General features: G+C 72.8%; 1 protein-coding gene. It reads right to left on the reverse strand.

The window, feature by feature from the left end:
* A partial coding sequence (locus FUT87_RS13960) for a hypothetical protein (protein WP_222617147.1) occupies positions 1-603 on the reverse strand: 603 nt, incomplete at its 3' end.
* Positions 604-795 lie beyond the last annotated feature (192 nt).

Below are 795 nucleotides of genomic sequence, written 5' to 3' on the forward strand. Positions count from 1 at the left end.
CAGGCCCGGGATGTCGGCGTCCACCGGGATGTGCGGCGCCTTGCCGGGCCGCAGCGCCAGCGAATAGCCCTCGCGAATCGCCCCCGGCGCGCAGCGCGTGGCGGTGTCGCAGCCGCCGGCCATCACCGGCTCCGGATCGGTCCGGCACTCCTCGTAGCAGACCACCAGGTGCATCCAGTCGTCGTCGCAGTGGCCCTCGCCATCACGGCCGCCGTTACGGCCACCGTTGCGCTGTCCCCGCGCGGCCGCGGCGGCGTTGGCCGCGGCGCCGGTCGGCACGGGGTCCGACTCGGACTCGGCCGGCGGCGCCGCGCGCGACGGCACCGCCAGCGGCCTGGACCGCGACGGCACGACGATCTCGCGCCCCTGCTTGTCCAGCGCCAGCCCGGCCATCACGACCACGCTGTGGTCGTCCTCGCCCAGTTGCACGTCCAGCCCGCACACCACGCCGAAGCCGGCGACCAGGCGGTTGAGCATCCACTGCTTGCGCTTGAAATAGGCCTGCTCGGATTCGAAATGACGAACGTCGAGCAATTGACCGTGGAAGTAGCGCGGACGCGAAAAGCTTCGCAGCGCCTCGCATTCGACCGATTCGTCTCGCATGTGCCTTCTCCTGATGGCCATCAAAGTTGCGCCCGCGCACCCACGCGGCTGTCCACGCCCAGCGCGCGCGCGGCCGTGACCGCGGCACCAGCGCGCCCTCGCCCAGCGGGCCCGGCTCGGGCGGACCACCCCCCAGCAGCGTGTCCACGCCCAGGCTCGCCTGGTATCCCACCCGCAGCCCCGGCGCGATCG

The organism is Mitsuaria sp. TWR114 (assembly GCF_007997345.1).